The sequence below is a fragment of the Micromonospora sp. C95 genome (assembly GCF_018070465.1).
In the GTDB taxonomy this organism is placed as follows: domain Bacteria; phylum Actinomycetota; class Actinomycetes; order Mycobacteriales; family Micromonosporaceae; genus Micromonospora.
In genome coordinates this window covers 1-17,666 of sequence record NZ_JAGPXT010000048.1, presented here as the reverse complement: position 1 = coordinate 17,666, position 17,666 = coordinate 1, and the positions used below count along the sequence as shown (strand labels likewise).

The window sequence follows — 17,666 nt, the reverse complement described above, 5'->3', positions numbered from 1 at the left end:
ACCGGGGGGGGGTGGGGTGGGGGGGGGGCCACGGGGGTGGGATTGGCGCTTAGGGGTGGGGGGTGGGGCGGTTAGCGTCGGGGTGTGGAACTGGAGCAGGCACAGAAGCTGTGGCAACCGCAGCCGGGCTGGTTGAACACCGCCAGCTACGGGTTGCCGCCCGACCCGGCCTGGGACGCGTTGCAGGACGCGCTGGCCGCCTGGCGGGTGGGGCGGGGAGCGTGGGAGGACTGGGGCGCCGCCACCGACAGGTGTCGGACGGCCTTCGCTGAACTGGTCGCGGTGCCGGTGGCCGACGTCGCGGTCGGCGCCACCGTCTCCCAGTTGCTGGCGCCGGTCGCCGCCGCGCTGCCCACCGGTGCCCGGGTGCTGGTGCCCGAGGTCGAGTTCACCTCCAACCTGTTCCCCTGGCTGGTCCAGGCCGAGCGGGGCGTCGAGGTACGCACCGTCGCGCTGGCCGAGCTGGCCGCCTCGATCGACGCGGACACCGACCTGGTGGCGTTCAGCCTGGTGCAGTCCGCCGACGGCACGATCGCCGCGTACGACGAGATCGTCGCGGCGGCCCGGGCGCACGGCGCGCTCGTCGCGGTGGACGCCACCCAGGCGTGCGGCTGGCTGCCGTTCGACGCGGCCCGGGCCGACGTCGTGGTGGCCGGCGGGTACAAGTGGCTGATGGCTCCCCGGGGCACCGGCTTCGCCTACCTGGCTCCCGGGCTGCGGGACCGGCTGCGACCCGACGCCGCCGGCTGGTACGCGGGTCGCGATCCGCACGCCTCCTACTACGGGCCGCCGCTGCGGCTGGCCGACGACGCCCGCCGGTTCGACCTCTCACCGGCCTGGTTCAGCTGGGTGGGTGCCGCTCCGGCGCTGGAACTGCTGCTGGAGATCGGCGTCGAGCAGGTGCGGGCGTACGATGTGGCGCTGGCGAACCGGTTCCTCGCCGGCCTGGGGCAGCCACCCGGGCACAGCGCGATCGTCACCGTCGAGGTGCCCGGCGCGCAGGAGAAGCTGGAACGCGCCGGGGTACGCGCGGCGGTGCGGGCCGGTCGCGTCCGGGCCTCGTTCCACCTCTACTCCACCACCGAGGACGTCGACCTGGCCCTCGACGCACTCACCTCCTAGACCGCGCCGGCCACGCCGCACCGGACGGCTCGCCGGTGTGCGGCCGGCGCTCGCCGCCCGCCCTCACCTGTTCGGTGAGGGCGGGCGGCACTGTCCGCACCGGCGGTCTCCCGCCGTCCCGGCGGTGCCCGCGACAGGCGCGGGACGTCCCCGGGTCCGCCGCCTCACTTGCCGGTGATGATGCCCGGGTTGATGCACAGCCCCGGCGAGCTGCCGTGCTTGTCCGCGATCTCCAGGCAGCGGGTCACCTTGTCCACCGTCGCGTTGGTCTCGGTGACCTGCTTCTGGATCTCGGCGTTGAGGCGGTCCTGTTCGAGGTTGCGGGTCTGCGCGAGCTTGTCCTGGAACGCCTTGATGTTGCCCTCGGTCTTGTCGTCGTGGTTGACCCGGGTGATGGTGACCGACAGGATCTCGACGTCGTCGGCCAGCCGCCCCTCGGCGTTTGACTTGATGCTCGCCGAGAAGGGCTTGAGATCGACGTTCAGGTTGCCGGTCTTCGAGTCGATGCGCTCCAGCGGGTTGTAGGTGGCGAAAGCGTCGTTTACCGCGCTGTCGAGTTGGACGCCGACCCGCTGCCCCCGGAAACTCTCGAAGTCACCCTTGTAATCCATGAACTGCTGCGGGGCGTTCTCGGGCTGGACCTGCCACTCGATCAGCACCTCGACGCACGCGTCCGCGAGGGTGCCGGTACGTACCCGTACGCACTTGTCGTTGCCGATGTGGTCGTACTTCTGCCGCCCGGCGTCCCACTCGCCAACCCGCTGCCACGGGGTGACCCACTTCAGGCCGGAGCCGGTGACCTCACCGGTCGGCTTGCCGAAGCTGGTGACGATGCCGACCGAGCGGATCGGCACCGAGTGGGCGCTCGACGCGACGGTGAGGATCGCCGTGCCGGCCAGGGCGCCGACCGCCGTCAGGACGCCGATCTGCCGCACCTGGCGTTGCGAGCTGAACAGGGCGACGGCGACGGCGACGATCGCGACGACGGCGGCGACGATGGCCAGGATGAAGCCGAAGGGCATGTCGGGACCTTTCCGGAAATGGCCTTGCACTGAGTTGATCATCAACGTAGCGGCCCGGGTCAAGGCCGCCACGAGCGCATCCGCGCCGGGACGTCCCGGCGAATCCCGGTGGAGACCTGTCCACTGGGAGGAATCTGGTGTCTGGGATACCGATGCCGGCGGAGATCGTGCAGGTCGCGCACAAGCGCCTGACGGCCGCCGCCGAGGAGTTCGACGGCAGCCGGATCAGCGCGCTTGTCGTCGAGCTGGCCGAGGAGTGGGGCGTGGTGCGGCTGTGGGACGACGTCTGCGTGCCGGTGCTCACCACGCTGAGCGGGTACTCCCCCGCCGGGATCGCCGTCGAGCACGCCCTGTCCGAGGGCGTCCGGGTCGGTCTGGACGTGTTCCGCCGCGATCAGGGCGCCGGCCTGCCCGCCGACGGCGTGCTGCTGGCCGGAGCGGAGCAGGAGGAACACTGTCTCGGACTGCACGCACTCGCCGCCGCGTTGCGGGAACGCGGCCAGGGCTGCCTGCTGGTCGGGCCGGCGCTGCCCTGGCCGGCGCTGGCCAGCGCCGTCCGCCGGGCCCGGCCGGGAGCCGTCGCGGTCTGGTCCCAGTCGCCGGTGACCGGCCGGTCGTACCGCATCGGCCGCTTCGCCCGGGACTTCCCGGCGGTCCGGGTGTACGGCGCGGGGCCGGGCTGGGTCGAGCCGCTGACCCCGCCCGCGACGCGCCTCGACTCCCTCTCCGCCGCCCTCCGGGAGTTGTAGGCAAGGCCGGTCTGCGTCCGGTCGTCACCCGCCCGTACGGTGACGGGGGTCATACCGATACGGACCCGTACCGTATCGTAAATGCCCTATGCTCGGAGCCGAGCAGCACGGGACCGAATCGGAAAGCGGGGGCGGAGATGCAGCCGAACGAGAACACCGGACATCCGAGGAGGTGGGCGATCCTCGGGGTGCTGGTGATCAGCCTGCTCGTGGTCGTCCTCGACAACACCATTCTCAACGTCGCGTTACGCACGCTCGCCGATCCGGTGCACGGGCTCGGGGCCAGCCAGGGCGAGCTGGAATGGTCGATCAATTCCTACACCCTGGTCTTCGCCGGGCTGCTGTTCACCTTCGGCGTGCTGGGGGACCGGGTCGGCCGTCGCAGGATGCTGGTGATCGGGCTCGCGCTCTTCGGCCTGGCGTCACTGCTGTCGGCGTACGCGCAGACGCCCGGGCAGTTGATCGCGGCCCGGGCGCTGATGGGCGTCGGCGGCGCGGCCATCATGCCGGCGACGTTGTCGATCATCTCCAACGTCTTCGACCCGCGGGAGCGAGGCCGCGCCATCGGCATCTGGGCCGGCGCGGTCGGTCTGGCGGTGGCCATCGGGCCGGTCCTCGGCGGGTTGTTGCTCGAGCACTACTGGTGGGGCTCGGTCTTCCTGATCAACGTGCCGGTGGTGGCGCTCGGCGTGGCCCTGGTCGCGTTGCTGGTGCCCGAGTCGCGCGATCCTGAACCGGGCCGCGTCGACGCGTTCGGTGTGCTGCTCTCGGTGGTCGGCCTGGTCGCCCTCACCTACGGCATCATCGACGGCGGCGAGCACGGCTTCGATCGGCCCCTGGTCTGGGCCTCGATCGTCGGCGGCGTCGCGGTGCTCGCCTGGTTCGTCCGGCACGAGCGACGCAGCAGCCACCCGGCGCTGGACGTCCGACTGTTCCGGGTGCCCCGGTTCGCCGCCCCGGTGGCGATGATCGGGCTGGTCTTCTTCGCCGCGATGGGCGTGATGTTCTTCAGCTCGTTCTACCTGCAACTGGTGCGCGGCTACAGTCCGCTCGAGACCGGCCTGCTCTTCCTGCCCTTCGCCGTCGCCCAACTCGCCTTCGCCCCGCGCAGCGCCACCATGGTCCGCAGGTACGGCAGCCGGGCGGTGTCGGTGGTGGGGCTGGTGCTGACCTCGGTGGCGTTGGGCGCGTTCGCCTTCGTCGACGCCGCCACGCCCATCTGGCTGGTGCTTGTCGCCTTCTTCCTGCAGGGCGTCGGGATGGCCAACATCATGCCGCCGGCCACCGAATCGATCATGTCGGCGCTGCCCCGGGAGAAGGCCGGCGTGGGCTCCGCGGTCAGCAACACCATCCGGCAGGTGGCCGCCGCGCTCGGCGTCGCGGTGATCGGCTCGGTGCTGGCCGCCGGCTACCGCAACGGCATCGAACCGGCCCTGGTGGATCTGCCACCGGCAGCCGGCACGGCAGTCGGTGAGTCCCTCGCCGGCGCGTACGCGGCGGCCGGCCAGCTCGGTCCGGCGGGCCCGCAACTGATCGCGGCGGCCAACGACTCCTTCGTCTCGGCCATGCATCTGTCGGCCACGCTGGCCGCGCTGGTCGCCGCGGCCGGCATCCTGGTGGCGCTGCGCTTCATGCCCGGCCGGGCCAGCACCGGCGGACCGGTGACCATCGGTGAACCCGGGCTGGCCGGTGCCGCACCCGGGCAGGGACAATGAGTGGATGACCAGCACCGCGGACGCTGCACGACCACCCGGGCGGCCACGCAGCGTCCGCGCGGACGAGGCGATCGTCGAGGCCACCCTGGATCTGCTCGCGGAGGGCAGCACCATCGAGACGATCTCGGTCGAGGCGATCGCCGCGCGGGCCGGGGTGGGCAAGGCCACCATCTACCGCCGCTGGCCGGGCAAGGACTCGCTGCTGCGCGACGCGCTGCGTCGACTCAAGGGCGATCCGCCCCAGCCGTCCGGTGGGTCCGTCCGCGAGGACCTGATCACGCTGGTGGCCGCGATCGGCCACAACGTCGACCCGCGCGCGGCACAGATCATGCCGTGCCTGGCGCCGGAGATGAAACGCAGCCCCGAGCGGTACGCGTTCTACCAGAGCATCGTGGAGCCCCGCCGGGCGGCGATGCGGGAGGTGCTGCGCCGTGGCGTCCGCGAGGGTGAACTGCGTACCGACATCGACATCGAGGTGACGATGGCGATGCTCACCGGCCCGATGCTCATCCAACGGGTGCTCAACTGGAACCCGGACCTCGACGAGGCGACCCTGCCGGAGAAGGTCGTCGACGGCGTCCTGGCCGGCATCCGCGCTCGCTGACCCGCGCTGTCGACACATCGCACGGCGCAGGTCGTCCGACCGTCACTCACCCGGCCGGCGTACGCAACCGGTGCAGGCGCAGGGCCAACTGCACCTCCAGGGCCCGATCCGGCCGCTGCCAGTCGGCACCGAGCAACTGCCCGACCCGCTCCAGGCGCTGCGTCACCGTGTTGACGTGCACGTGCAGTTGCTCGGCGGCCCGGGCCAGGCTGCCGCCCACCCCGAAGTACGCCTCCAGCGTCCGCACCAACGCGGTGCCCCGCCGGGCGTCGTACTCGATCACTGGCCCGATGGTCGCGGTGAGGAAGCGGCTCACGTCGGCGTCGCCACCGCCGTCGTCGACGGCACCCAGCAGCAGCCCGACGAAGCCCAGCTCGGCGCTGCTCGCCCCCTGCCCGGACCGGCCCAGCGCGCCGAGCGCGGTCAGACACCGGTCCGCCTCCCGAAATGCCGCGGCCAGCGACGCCGGGCCCGTCGACGGGCCGCTCGCTCCCGCGGTCACCGGCCGCCCGGTGATCCGGGACAGGTCCCGGGCCACCGCCCGGGCGCTGCCACCGGCGTCCTGACCGGGCAGCATCAGCGCCACCCGGCCGTCGCGCGCCGCGGCCAGCCCGCCCCGGGTCGAGGCGTACGTGGTGGCCCAGGAGAGCACCCGCTGCCGGGCGGAGCCGGTCGCCGCGATGGCGTCGTCGCCGACGGCCACCAGCACGTGCGGCGCGTCCAGGTCCACGCCCAGCCGACGCGCCCGGCTGCGCAGCGCGTCGGTGTCCCGCAGCGGCCGGGCGATCAGGTCGTCGAGCAACTCGCCCCGGACCCGGCCCTCCGCCTCGGCGACGGTGCGCCGGAACAGCAGCAGCAACGCGGTCACCAGCGCCGCCCGCTCCAGGATCCGCTGGTCGGCGTCGGCCGGTTCGTCCTCGGGACGCAGCACCAGCACGCCCAGGTTCTCCGCGCCGGCCACCACGGCCGCGTACCACAACACCCCCCGGCGTACGCTGCGTCCCTCGGTCCGCGACGCCGCGACCGCCTCGACGATCTCCGGCCGGTCCGGCTCGTCGATCTCACCGACCTGGGCCAGCCGCCGCCCCTCGGCGTCCAGCGCCAGCAGCGCGCCGCCGAGCACGTCGGTGACCGCCGCGGCCACGTCCTCCACCCCGCCGCCGCGCAACACCAGCGCGGTCATCCGGTCGTGCGCCGCCGCGGCCCGCTCCACCGAACTGCTGTGCGCCCGGATCGTGGTGTTGGCCGACGACAGCTCCGCCAGCGCCGCGCGGGTCTCGGCCAGCAGCCGCGCGGTGTCGATCGCCACCGCGGCGTGGGCCGCCAGCGAGAGCAGCAGCGCCACCTCCTCCCGGGCGAACGGCCGGGCCGAGCGGTTGGCCGCGTAGAGCACGCCGATGCTCGTCGAGCCGAGTCGCAGCGGCACCCCGAGGATGGCGACCAGCCCTTCCTCACCCACCCCGGCGTCGATCTCCCGGGTGTGGTGGAACCGCTCGTCCTGCGGGTAGTTCGCGGTCACGTACGGGGCACCGGACTGGGCCACCAGACCGCCGAGCCCGGCGCCCATGGGCAGCCGCAGCCGCTGGAACCGGGCCGAGACCGAGCCGTCGGTGACCCGCATGTAGGTGTCACCGCGCTCGGCGTCGTCGAGCGTCATGTAGGCGACGTCCGCGCCGAGCAGGTGCCGGGCCCGGTGCACGATCGCCCGCAGCACCTCGTCCAGGTCGCGCAGCCCCGCCAGGTCGCTGACCGTGTCGTACAGGCCGGACAGCTCGCTCTCCCGACGGCGGCGGCGTTCCAACAGTGCCCGGACCCGCAACGCCACCGTCTTGGCCTGCTCCAACTCGGCGAGACGCTCGGCGGGCAGCCCGGCCGAGCGGGCGGCGACAAGCGGTCCCTCGAACTCGACCGCGGCGGCCTCCCGGGCGAGCAGTTCCAGGAACTCCACCGACGACGACATGACCGACATTCTGCGGGTGGCCGGCGTCAGTTCGCCGTCCAACCCCCGTCGAGCGCGATCGAGGCACCGGTGAGGAACCCCGCCGGCGGCGCGCAGAGGTACGCCAGCAGCTCCGCCACCTCCTCCGGCTCGATCAGCCGCTTGACCGCCGCGCGGGCCAACATGATCTTCTCGATCACCTCGGACTCGGGGATGCCGTGTGCGGTCGACTGGTCGGCGATCTGGCTCTCCACCAACGCGGTACGCACGTACGCCGGGTTGATGCAGTTCGCCGTCACCCCGTGTGCCGCGCCCTCCAGCGCCACCACCTTCGACAGCCCCTCCAAGGCGTGCTTCGCCGAGACGTACGCCGCCTTGTACGGCGAGGCGCGCAGCCCGTGCACCGAGGAGATGTTCACGATCCGACCCCAACCACGGGCGTACATGTGCGGCAGCGCCCGCCGGATCAGCAGGAACGGCGCCTCCACCATCACCCGCTGGATGTACTCGAAACGCTCGACCGGGAAGTCCTGGAGCGGCGCCACGTGTTGCAGCCCGGCGTTGTTGACCACGATGTCGACGTCGACGTCGAGCGCGTCCACCGCCGCCGGATCGGCGAGGTCCACCCCCTCGGCCCGGCCGCCGGCCTCGGCGGCCACCAGCTTGGCCGCCTCGACGTTGCGGTCGACCACCACGACCGTGGCGCCGGCGGCAGCCAGCCGCAGCGCGCAGGCCCGGCCGATGCCGCCGCCCCCGCCCGTCACGAGGGCGGTACGACCGGTCAGGTCGACGTTCACGACGTGGGGGACCGCCACGGGTTCTGCCGTCATGGCGCATGAAGTTACGAGCTGTGTGGTCGGGCGCACATGGGATGGTGGCACATACTCCCGCCGTACGGTGTGGTCGTCTGCTACATCCCCGCCGCAGTCGCCACGGCGGTCGCGGTTCCGCGTGACCGCCCGGTCGCCACGGCCGTGCCCGGCGGCGTGCCGGGGCGGGCGTGTCCCGCGACGCGCCGTGCCGGCGGCATCGGTAGGGTGTCGAACACACGTACTGTCCGGCGGCTGGAGGGAGGCGGCGTGCGGGTGCTCGGCGTCGATCCGGGGCTGACCCGGTGCGGCGTCGGCGTGGTCGAGGGGACACCCGGCCGGCCCTGCACGCTCATCGCCTACTACGTGGTCTACACCGATCCGGCCGACGAGCTGCCCACCCGCCTGCTGCACCTGGACCGTTCGCTCACCGAGCTGGTCGCCGAGCACCGGCCGGACAGCGTGGCCGTGGAGCGGGTGTTCAGCCAGCACAACGTCCGTACGGTGATGGGCACCGCCCAGGCCAGCGGGATCGCGGTGCTGGCCGGGGCGCGCGCCGGGCTGCCGGTGCAGACGTACACCCCGAGTGAGGTGAAGGCGGCGGTGACCGGGTCCGGTCAGGCGGACAAGGCCCAGATGACCGCGATGGTCACCCGACTGCTGCGGCTGCCCGAGCCGCCCCGGCCGGCGGACGCCGCGGACGCCCTCGCGCTGGCCATCTGCCACGTGTGGCGCGGCGGTACCCGGTCGAAACTGGCCGCCGCGGTGGACCGGGTCAGACGAGGAGGAGCGAGATGATCGCCAGTGTGCGTGGCGTGGTGACCGCCACCGGCCCGGACCATGCGGTGATCGAGGTCGGCGGCGTCGGCCTGGCCGTGCAGTGCGCCCCCGGCACCCTGGCCGACCTGCGGGTCGGCCAGCCGGCCCGGCTGGCCACCAGCCTGGTCGTCCGGGAGGACTCGCTCACCCTCTACGGCTTCGCCGACGACGACGCCAAGGCGCTGTTCGAGCTGTTGCAGACCGCCAGCGGCGTCGGTCCGCGGCTGGCCCAGGCGGTGCTCGCGGTGCACACCCCCGACGCGGTGCGCAAGGCCGTCGCCAACGCCGACACGGCGGCGCTGACCCGGGTGCCGGGCATCGGCAAGAAGGGCGCCGAACGGCTGGTGCTGGAGCTGCGCGACCGGATCGGCCCGGTGCCGGTGGGTGCCGACGGCGCGGCCGGGGTGACCGGCGGCAGCTGGCCGGACCAGGTGCGTCAGGCGTTGATCGGGCTGGGCTGGACGGCCGGTCAGGCCGACCAGGCGGTCGCCGCCGTCGCCGAGACCGTCGACGGTCCCACCCCGCCGGTGCCGGTGCTGTTGAAGCAGGCCATCCGGCTGCTGGGTCGTACCCGATGAGCAACGAGAACCTGGTCTCCGCGTACGTCAGCGACGCGGAGCTGGACGCGGAGGTAAGCGTCCGGCCGAAACGCCTGGCCGAGTTCATCGCCCAGGACCGGGTTCGCGACCAGCTCGACCTGCTGCTCCAGGGCGCCATGCGGCGCGGCTCGCCGCCCGACCACATCCTGCTCTCGGGCCCGCCGGGCCTGGGCAAGACCAGCCTCGCCAACATCGTGGCCGCCGAGTTGGGCACCGGCATCCGGGTGACCAGCGGGCCGGCGATCGAACGCTCCGGTGACCTGGCGGCGATCCTGACCAGCCTGGCCGAGGGCGACGTGCTCTTCATCGACGAGATTCACCGGATCGCCCGGCCGGCGGAGGAACTGCTCTACAGCGCGATGGAGGACTTCCGGGTCGACGTGGTGGTCGGCAAGGGGCCCGGAGCCACCGCCATCCCGCTCGACGTGGAGCCGTTCACGCTCGTCGGCGCGACCACCCGGTCGGGTCTGCTCACCGGTCCGATGCGGGACCGGTTCGGCTTCGTGGCGCACCTGGACTTCTACTCACCGGCCGACCTGGAGACGCTGCTGCACCGCTCGGCCCGCATCCTCGGGGTGCCGATCACCGAGGACGGGGCGGCGGAGATCGCCGGCCGGTCCCGGGGTACGCCCCGGATCGCCAACCGGCTGCTGCGCCGGGTGCGGGACTTCGCCGAGGTACGCGCCGACGGCGTGGTCACCGTCGCGACCGCCCGGGCGGCCCTGACCGTGTACGACGTGGACGCGCTCGGGCTGGACCGGCTCGACCGGGCGGTGCTGACCGCGCTCGTGGAGTCGTTCCGGGGCGGTCCGGTCGGCCTGTCGACCCTGGCCGTGGCGGTGGGGGAGCAGCCGGACACGGTCGAGGAGGTCTGCGAGCCGTTCCTGGTGCGGGCCGGGTTGCTGGCCCGCACGCCCCGGGGCCGGGTGGCCACCGAGGCCGCCTGGCGCCATCTGGGGCGCACACCGCCGAATGGTACATTTGCCGCAGAAGCCCCTACCGTGCCCGATCTGTTCTCGCTGGACGGCGGCGAGCCGTGATCTGTTCGTGATCTGCGCCGCGTTCGGCGTTCCCAGACAGAGCGACTAGACTCGCCGCGGTCTGTACAGGACGTGAAAATCCGCCTCCGTTGCGGCGCCGACGCGCCGCTGCGGCGGCCAATGGGAAGGTCGACAACCGTGCACTACGCAGCAGATGGCGGCGGAGCGGGAGGCTTCACGCCGATCCTCATGATCGCTCTGCTCTTCGGCGTCATGTACTTCATGATGATCCGTCCGCAGCAGAAGCGCCGCCGCGAGGCCGAATCGATGCAGTCCAACCTCTCCGTGGGCGACGAGGTGGTCACCATCGGCGGGCTCTACGGCACGGTCACCGGTGTCGAGGACGACAGTGTCCTGCTGGAGGTCGCTCCCGGAGTGCAGACCCGCTACGCCCGGCCGGCGATCGCCCGGGTGGTCACCCCGGTCGAGCGCCCGGTGGAGTCGCCCGCCGAGGAGTCCGACTCCGTCAAGGACTGACGTCGAGTCCCATCCGGGCCGGGTCGCCGGTTCCTCGCCGGTTCGGATGGGAGGGGCCCACGCGCGTCCCCGGGTGGGTGTCATCCTCGAACTGCGCATTGAGACAATTGGATAGCAGGCCGACGCCGGGCGTCGGCGCGCCGGCTCGTACCCGGTCCACGCGTGCGCGTCGACCACCGGGACGGCGGCGTCAGCCCGGGCGCCGTCAGGTAGGCGGACCGTCGGCCTGGCATTCCGGCCGACCCGCCGCCGCGCCCGCGGCGGCGTGACCACAGGGAGACAGGACAGCCGTGGCACCACCTCAGGGACAGATGCGCCCGGGACGGCAGTTGGCCGTGCTCGGGGCCATCTTCGTCGTCCTCTATCTTTTGGTGTTCTTCTCGGGCGGCGCCAGCGGTGGCTGGAAGGACCGGCTCGAACCCCGCCTCGGTCTTGACCTGGTCGGCGGCACGCGGCTCACGCTGGAAGCCACCAACACCCTCGACGGCCGGGCCCCGACGGCGGAGAACCTGGAGCGGGCCCGCCAGATCATCGAGAGCCGGGTCAACGCGTACGGCGTGGCCGAGGCCGAGGTGGTCACCGAGGGCGACCGCAACATCGTCGTCTCCCTGCCCGGCGAGAACCGCGAACTCAACGAGGTCGGCAGCGCCGCCGAGCTGCGCTTCCGGAAGGTGCTGAAGATCGCCGACGGCAGCGGGTCGATCCCGTCGCCGGCACCGAGCGAGAGTCCTTCGGCGACCCCGTCCGGTTCCGAGAGCCCCGAGGCCACCCCGTCGGGCTCCGCGAGCCCCACGCCGGACGCCGAGGCCACCTCGTCACCCGACGCCGGTGGCCAGGGCGGTGGCGCACCGACGCCGACGCCGTCGGCGACCCCGTCGCCTGCCCCGTCGGCCACGGCGGACGAAGAGGTGCCGCAGAGCATCGAGGAGCAGCGCCGGGCCGTCGAGCAGAAGGTCGGCGCCGAGGCGTGGGCCGCCGCCAGCGGGTTGCAGGCGCCGGCCGACCTGAGCGCCGACCCGTCGCTGGCCGAGAAGCTCAGGCCGTTCGCCGAGCTGAGCGGCCGCGAGGTCGCGGTGCTGCCGGCGCAGATGCAGTTCAACGTGCCGACGATCAGCTGCGCCCAGCTCGACGACCGGCCCCCGGCGTCCATCTCCGACCCGGAGCAGCAGGTCGTCGCCTGCGAGGGTGGGTACGCCAAGAACCTGCTGGACGTGGCCAAGGTGCTCGGCACCGACGTCTCCGACGCCAACGCGGTGCGCGACCAGACCAGCCAGTGGGTGGTCAGCCTTAACTTCACCGGTTCGGGTCAGGACAAGTGGACCGCGCTGACCCGGGAGGCGTTCAACAACGAGGGCCAGGCGTGCGACGCGTCCGCGCTCGGCGACGAGGGCAAGTGCCGGGTCGCCGTGGTGCTGGACAACCAGATCATCTCGTCGCCGCAGATCCAGGGCGTGCTGACCGGCAACTCCCAGATCACCGGCAACTTCAGCAACGCCGAGGCCAGCGAGCTGGCCGGCTACCTGAGCTACGGTGCCCTGCCGGTCACCTTCGAGCCGCAGGAGCAGCAGAACGTCACCGCCACCCTGGGCGCCAGCCACCTGCGGGCCGGCCTGCTCGCGGCCGGCATCGGCATGCTGCTGGTCATCATCTACTCGTTCTTCTACTACCGGCTGCTCGGCTCGGTGATCTTCCTGAGCCTGATCCTGTCGGCGCTGCTGCTCTTCGGCGCCCTGGTGGTGCTCGGCCGGCAGATCGGCTTCACGCTCACCCTCGCCGGCATCGCCGGCATCATCGTCTCGCTCGGTGTGGCGGCGGACTCGTTCGTCATCTACTTCGAACGGCTCAAGGACGAGATCCGGGAGGGCCGCAGTCCGCGTAGCGCGGTACCCCGGGCCTGGGTCCGGGCCCGCCGGACGATCATCTCCGCCAACGCGATCACGATCATGTCGGCCCTGGTGCTCTACATCGTCTCGGTCGGCACGGTGAAGGGCTTCGCCTTCGCCCTCGGCCTGGCCACGGTGCTTGACCTGCTCGTGGTCTTCCTCTTCCGGCACCCGATCATGACGATGTTCGCCCGCACCAAGGCGTTCCTGTCCCCACGGGTCAGCGGCCTGGGCCGGGCACTGCCGGCCCGGTCGGAGCCGGCCCCGTCGTCCCGCAACCAGCGTGTCAAGGAGGCCTGAGATGGCTGAGACTGGTCTGGCAGCCCGCCTCTACCGAGGTGAGGCCGGCCTCGACATCGTCGGCCGGCGCAAGATGTGGTTCACCGTCGCCACCGTCCTGGTGCTGATCGCGCTCGGCAGCGTCATCTTCCGGGGCTTCAGCCTCGGCATCGAGTTCGCCGGCGGCAACTCCTTCCAGGTGCCGACCAGCGTCGGCACCCTGGAGCAGGTGGAGGACCGGGCGGGCGAGGTGCTGGCCACCGCGGGCGAGGGTGGCCGGGTGGTCACCACCCAGCAGGTCGGCGGGGGCGGCGGCGAGTTCTACGAACTGCGCACCACCGAACTCGACGCCGAGCAGGCCGAGGCGGTCCGGACCGAGTTGGGGCAGGTCTTCAACATCGACCCGGCGGAGATCGCCAGCAACCGGGTCAGCGAGGCGTGGGGCAGCCAGGTGACCAACCGGGCGCTGCTCGGTCTGGTGATCTTCCTGGCGCTGGTGACGGTCTACCTGGTCCTGCGCTTCGAGTGGCAGATGGCGGTCGGGGCGATCTTCGCCCTGGTGATGAACCTGGTCCTCACCGCCGGCCTCTACTCGATCGTCGGGTTCGAGGTCACCCCGTCGACGGTCATCGGATTCCTCACCATCCTGGGCTTCGCCCTGTACGACGTGGTGGTGGTCTTCGACAAGGTGCAGGAGAACACCAGAGGCATCACCGCGAACAACAACCAGACGTACGGTGAGGCGGCCAACCTGGCCGTCAACCAGAGCCTGATGCGGTCGATCAACACCTCGGTGGTCGCCCTGCTCCCGGTCGGCGGCATCCTGTTCATCGGTGCCGGCCTGCTCGGTGCCGGCACCCTGAAGGATCTCGGCCTGGTCCTGTTCGTCGGTATGGCGATGGCCTTCCTCACCTCGATCACGCTGGCCACCCCGCTGCTGGCGGTGCTCAAGAACCGCGACCCGCGGATCCAGGCGCACAACAAGCGGGTGCTGGCCCGGCGGAGCACGGCCAGCCGGGGCGAGACCCCGGCCAGGGCCGGTGGCACGCCGCGCCCGGTCGAGCGGGACGAGGAGCCGGTCGCCGCGGAGACCGGCGCGCTCGCCGGTGCGGCCGCGCCGAAGGTGGGCGCCCGGCCGGCGGGCAAGCGTTCCGGCGGTGCCCGGGGCGGGCGTCCCGGTGGCGGCAACCGTCCGGGCGGCGGAAAGCGACGCTGAGGACGCCCGGGGCGACCCGGTAGAAACAGGTACCGGCGGCGTCCTGCATGCTGTGCGAGCAGTGTGCGGGACGCCGCCGTCGTGTGGAAGGGAAGCGGAACTGCCGTGACGGAGACCCACAGCACCGAAGTACGCGGGGACAGCGGGCCGGAGGTGGCCCGGCTGGTGGCCAGCCGGGTGCTCGACGTGCCCGACTTCCCCAAGCCCGGCGTCATGTTCAAGGACCTGATGCCGTTGTTCGCCGACGGTGACGCCTTCCGGGACGTGACCGACGGGATCGTCGCCTACCACGGACGGGAGTCCTTCGACGCCGTGGTCGGTATCGAGGCGCGGGGCTTCGTGGTCGCCGCCGCGATCGCGTACGCGACCGGGGTCGGGGTGGTGCCGGTGCGCAAGGCCGGCAAGTTGCCCCGGCCGGCGTACGCCGCCTCCTACGAACTGGAGTACGGCGAGGCCACCCTGGAGGTGCACCAGGACGCCTTCACGGCCGGTCACCGGGTGCTGGTGGTCGACGACGTGCTCGCCACCGGTGGCACGGCCGCGGCCACGCTGGACCTGGTGGAGCGGGCGGGTGGCACGGTGGCGGGTTTCACCGTGCTGCTGGAACTGTCCTTCCTCGGCGGGCGCGACCGGCTGGCCCCACGTCCCGTGCATGCCCTGTTGACCGTTTGAGGCGGTGGTGACCCCGGACAGGCCCGGCACCGACCGTCCGGCGGAGCGGCACGGCACCCCGGGTGGGGGTAGCATTGCCCATTGCTGACCGGGCGATTACCCGCCTGTGCGGTGCTAGACCAGACCGGCCGGCGCACGGTCGGTGTCGTCTCGGCGAGCGGTGAGGAGGCCGGTGTCCCACGAGGTCGTTCCTCCGGTGGAGGGCACGGTGCACCCGACAGGTGACGCGGAGGGCTCGCTGACCGACCGCAACGGCGCCGGGGCGGCGTCGGACGGCGGGTCGGGGGCGGCGCAGCAGACCGGCGACCCGGCTCGTCCGGCCGTCGGCGCCGGGGACGGTGCCGTCGATTCCGCGGCGGCCGGTGGGTTCGGTCTGTCCCACGCGCCCACCGGGCGGCGGGTCCGGGCGCGGCTCGCCCGGTTCAACGCCCCGTGGCAGTCCTCGCAGGTCAGCGAGGTGCTGGAGCCACTGATCGCGTCACACCGGGAGAATCACCCCAAGGCCGACGCGCGGCTGTTGCAGCGGGCCTTCGACACGGCGGCGCGCTGGCACTCCGGGCAGTACCGCAAGTCCGGCGACCCCTACATCACCCACCCGCTCGCGGTGGCGACCATCCTGGCGAACCTGGGCATGGACACCACCACGCTTGTCGCGGCGCTGCTGCACGACACCATCGAGGACACCGAGTACACCCTCGACCAGATGCGGTCCGACTTCGGTGGTGAGGTCGCCCTGCTGGTCGACGGCGTCACCAAGCTCGACAAGGTCAAGTTGGGCGACGCGGCGAAGGCCGAGACGATCCGCAAGATGGTCGTCGCCATGGCCAAGGATCCGCGGGTTCTGGTGATCAAGCTGGCCGACCGGCTGCACAACATGCGGACGCTCACCTTCCTGCCGCGTCCGAAGCAGGAACAGAAGGCGAAGGAGACGCTGGAGATCCTCGCCCCGCTGGCCCACCGGCTCGGTATGAACACGATCAAGTGGGAGTTGGAGGATCTGGCGTTCGGGACGTTGTTCCCGAAGCGGTTCGAGGAGATCAACCGGCTGATCGGGGAGCACCAGCCGCAGCGGGAGGCGCTGCTGCGGCAGGTGACCCAGAAGGTGCAGACCGACCTGAAGGCCGCCAAGATCAAGGCGGAGACGACGGGTCGACCGAAACACCTCTACTCGATCTACCAGAAGATGATCGTGCGGGGGCGGGACTTCAACGACATCTACGACCTGGTGGGTGTGCGGATCCTGGTCGACACGGTGCGGGACTGCTACGCGGCGCTGGGGGTGATCCACGCGAACTGGCAGCCGGTGCCGGGCCGGTTCAAGGACTACATCGCCATGCCGAAGTTCAACATGTACCAGTCGCTGCACACCACCGTGATCGGTCCGACCGGCAAGCCGGTCGAGATGCAGATCCGCACGTACGCGATGCACCGTACGGCGGAGTTCGGCATCGCGGCGCACTGGAAGTACAAGGAGCACAAGGGCACCCAGATCGTCGGCCCACCGGCCCACATCGACGAGATGACCTGGCTGCGGCAGTTGCTGGACTGGCAGCGGGAGGCCGCCGACCCGAGCGAGTTCCTGGACGCGCTGCGGTTCGACCTGTCCAGCCAGGAGGTATACGTCTTCACCCCGAAGGGCGACGTGATCCCGTTGCCGACGGGGTCGACGCCGGTGGACTTCGCGTACGCGGTGCACACCGAGGTGGGGCACAAGTGCATCGGGGCGCGGGTCAACGGCAAGCTGGTGCCCCTCGAATCGACGCTGTCCAACGGCGACGTGATCGAGATCTTCACCTCGAAGTCCGACACGGCCGGCCCCACGCAGGACTGGCTCGGCTTCGTCAAGAGCCCCCGGGCGCGGACGAAGATCCGGCAGTACTTCAACAAGGAGCGGCGCGAGGAGGCGATCGAGGAGGGCAAGGACGCGATCGTCAAGGCGATGCGCAAGCAGGGCATGCCGTTGCAGCGGATGCTCACCTCCGACAACCTGATGGCCATCGCCCGGGACCTGCACCTGCCCGACGTGGCGTCGCTGTACGCGGCGGTCGGCGACAGTCAGGTCTCCGCCCAGTCGGTGGTGCAGAAGCTGATGGCCTCCTACGGCGGCGAGGAGGGCGCGGCGGAGGACATCGCCGAGACCGCCGTGGCCACCCGCCCGCCGCGCAGCCGCGCCTCCAGCCACGACCCGGGTGTGGTCGTCCGCGGCGTCAGCGACGTGTGGATCAAGCTGGCCCGCTGCTGCACCCCGGTGCCGCCGGACTCGGTCTTCGGCTTCGTGACCCGGTCCGGCGGGGTCAGCGTGCACCGCGACGACTGCGCCAACGCCGAGGACCTGCGCGCCCAGGGCGAGCGGGTGGTCGAGGTCAACTGGAAACTCACCTCCGCCTCGACGTTCCTGGTGGCGATCCAGGTGGAGGCACTGGACCGGCACAAGCTGCTCGCCGACGTCACCCGGGTGCTCTCCGAGGAGCGGGTCAACATCCTCTCCGCCACCGTCACCACCACCCGCGACCGGGTGGCGGTGAGCCGGTTCAGCTTCGAGATGGCCGACCCCAAACACCTGGGCCACCTGCTGGCGGCGGTCCGCAAGGTAGACGGCGTCTTCGACGCCTACCGCGTAACCTCCGGCGCCTAACCCCGCCCCCCGCCCCGCCCCGCCCCCGCCTCGCCCCGCCCCGCCTCGCCCCGGCACGTCGAAGGTCACCAAGATCCGTGCAGTTT

15 protein-coding genes are annotated in these 17,666 nt (G+C 71.9%); 12 read left to right on the top strand and 3 right to left on the bottom strand.

The window, feature by feature from the left end:
- The first annotated feature begins 84 nt into the window (after positions 1 to 84).
- Positions 85 to 1,122 (top strand): aminotransferase class V-fold PLP-dependent enzyme, encoded by a 1,038-nt coding sequence (locus tag KBX00_RS28635; protein WP_210831172.1) that lies wholly within the window; start codon positions 85 to 87, stop codon positions 1,120 to 1,122.
- Between the two features lie 164 nt (positions 1,123 to 1,286).
- Here the strand turns inward: KBX00_RS28635 and KBX00_RS28630 are convergent, their stop codons facing one another.
- On the bottom strand, positions 1,287 to 2,144 hold the full coding sequence (locus KBX00_RS28630; protein ID WP_210831171.1) for an SPFH domain-containing protein: 858 nt from the start codon (positions 2,142 to 2,144) through the stop codon (positions 1,287 to 1,289).
- Between the two features lie 137 nt (positions 2,145 to 2,281).
- Here KBX00_RS28630 and KBX00_RS28625 point away from each other — a divergent pair, with 137 nt between their 5' ends.
- The 3 genes from KBX00_RS28625 to KBX00_RS28615 all read left to right on the top strand — a co-directional run bounded on the left by KBX00_RS28625 (position 2,282) and on the right by KBX00_RS28615 (position 5,212).
- Positions 2,282 to 2,893: a transcriptional regulator gene (locus KBX00_RS28625; protein WP_307869104.1), complete on the top strand. Its 612-nt coding sequence runs from the start codon at positions 2,282 to 2,284 to the stop codon at positions 2,891 to 2,893.
- A gap of 137 nt (positions 2,894 to 3,030) precedes the next feature.
- Positions 3,031 to 4,608 carry an MFS transporter gene (locus tag KBX00_RS28620; protein ID WP_210831170.1) on the top strand — a complete coding sequence of 526 codons (1,578 nt, stop codon included), beginning with the start codon at positions 3,031 to 3,033 and terminating at the stop codon, positions 4,606 to 4,608.
- 4 nt (positions 4,609 to 4,612) lie between these two features.
- Complete coding sequence (locus KBX00_RS28615; RefSeq protein ID WP_210831169.1) at positions 4,613 to 5,212, top strand: TetR/AcrR family transcriptional regulator; 600 nt, start codon at positions 4,613 to 4,615, stop codon at positions 5,210 to 5,212.
- Positions 5,213 to 5,258: 46 nt separating this feature from the next.
- Here the strand turns inward: KBX00_RS28615 and KBX00_RS28610 are convergent, their stop codons facing one another.
- Together KBX00_RS28610 and KBX00_RS28605 are read right to left on the bottom strand one after the other, a co-directional pair.
- A complete protein-coding gene (locus tag KBX00_RS28610) occupies positions 5,259 to 7,181 on the bottom strand; it encodes a helix-turn-helix domain-containing protein (protein ID WP_210831168.1) in 1,923 nt (640 codons plus the stop codon).
- A gap of 17 nt (positions 7,182 to 7,198) precedes the next feature.
- On the bottom strand, positions 7,199 to 7,981 hold the full coding sequence (locus tag KBX00_RS28605) for a 3-hydroxybutyrate dehydrogenase (RefSeq protein WP_210831167.1): 783 nt from the start codon (positions 7,979 to 7,981) through the stop codon (positions 7,199 to 7,201).
- Positions 7,982 to 8,230: 249 nt separating this feature from the next.
- Between KBX00_RS28605 and ruvC the strand changes: the two genes are divergently transcribed.
- From ruvC to KBX00_RS28565, 8 genes are all read left to right on the top strand, one after another.
- Entirely contained in the window at positions 8,231 to 8,758 is a 528-nt protein-coding gene (ruvC, locus tag KBX00_RS28600) for a crossover junction endodeoxyribonuclease RuvC (protein WP_210831166.1), read from the top strand.
- On the top strand, positions 8,755 to 9,357 hold the full coding sequence (ruvA, locus tag KBX00_RS28595) for a Holliday junction branch migration protein RuvA (protein ID WP_210831165.1): 603 nt from the start codon (positions 8,755 to 8,757) through the stop codon (positions 9,355 to 9,357). The genes ruvC and ruvA overlap by 4 nt, the downstream gene beginning before the upstream one ends.
- Positions 9,354 to 10,418, top strand: coding sequence for a Holliday junction branch migration DNA helicase RuvB (gene ruvB, locus KBX00_RS28590; RefSeq protein WP_210831164.1), 1,065 nt, complete (start codon positions 9,354 to 9,356; stop codon positions 10,416 to 10,418). The genes ruvA and ruvB overlap by 4 nt, the downstream gene beginning before the upstream one ends.
- 138 nt (positions 10,419 to 10,556) lie before the next feature.
- Positions 10,557 to 10,895: a preprotein translocase subunit YajC gene (gene yajC / locus KBX00_RS28585; protein WP_210831163.1), complete on the top strand. Its 339-nt coding sequence runs from the start codon at positions 10,557 to 10,559 to the stop codon at positions 10,893 to 10,895.
- Positions 10,896 to 11,185: 290 nt separating this feature from the next.
- Complete coding sequence (gene secD, locus KBX00_RS28580; protein ID WP_210831162.1) at positions 11,186 to 13,078, top strand: protein translocase subunit SecD; 1,893 nt, start codon at positions 11,186 to 11,188, stop codon at positions 13,076 to 13,078.
- A 1-nt stretch (position 13,079) separates the two neighbouring features.
- Entirely contained in the window at positions 13,080 to 14,273 is a 1,194-nt protein-coding gene (secF, locus tag KBX00_RS28575) for a protein translocase subunit SecF (RefSeq protein ID WP_210831161.1), read from the top strand.
- Between the two features lie 105 nt (positions 14,274 to 14,378).
- Positions 14,379 to 14,945: an adenine phosphoribosyltransferase gene (locus KBX00_RS28570; protein ID WP_210831160.1), complete on the top strand. Its 567-nt coding sequence runs from the start codon at positions 14,379 to 14,381 to the stop codon at positions 14,943 to 14,945.
- A 172-nt stretch (positions 14,946 to 15,117) separates the two neighbouring features.
- On the top strand, positions 15,118 to 17,580 hold the full coding sequence (locus KBX00_RS28565; RefSeq protein WP_374225386.1) for a bifunctional (p)ppGpp synthetase/guanosine-3',5'-bis(diphosphate) 3'-pyrophosphohydrolase: 2,463 nt from the start codon (positions 15,118 to 15,120) through the stop codon (positions 17,578 to 17,580).
- Positions 17,581 to 17,666: the final 86 nt, after the last annotated feature.